The 252-nt window shown below is 79.0% G+C and carries 1 pseudogene; it reads left to right on the top strand.

Features of this window, described 5'->3' with window-relative positions:
* Positions 1–252 (top strand): annotated as a pseudogene (locus GT354_RS55200) (hypothetical protein); the annotation flags it as partial.

Consider the following 252-nt stretch of genomic DNA (forward strand, 5'->3'; position numbering starts at 1 on the left):
CGACGTGCCGCCGGAGCGGGAGGCGCCCGGGCGCGAGGCCCCCGGGCGGGATGTGCCCGGGCGGGATGTGCCCGGGCGGGCTGCTCCCGGGCGCGATGGGTACGAAGGCGGGTCGCCGACCACCGACCTGCGCAAGCGGGACGACGCGGCACGGGAGCCGTACGAACGGCGCACCGACGAGCGCGACGTGCCCGAGCGCGACGTGAGCGGGCGGAACGCGGAGCCGGAACCGTACGGACGGGACGTGGGCGG

The sequence above is a fragment of the Streptomyces sp. SID3343 genome (assembly GCF_009865215.1).
Taxonomy (GTDB): Bacteria; Actinomycetota; Actinomycetes; order Streptomycetales; family Streptomycetaceae; genus Embleya.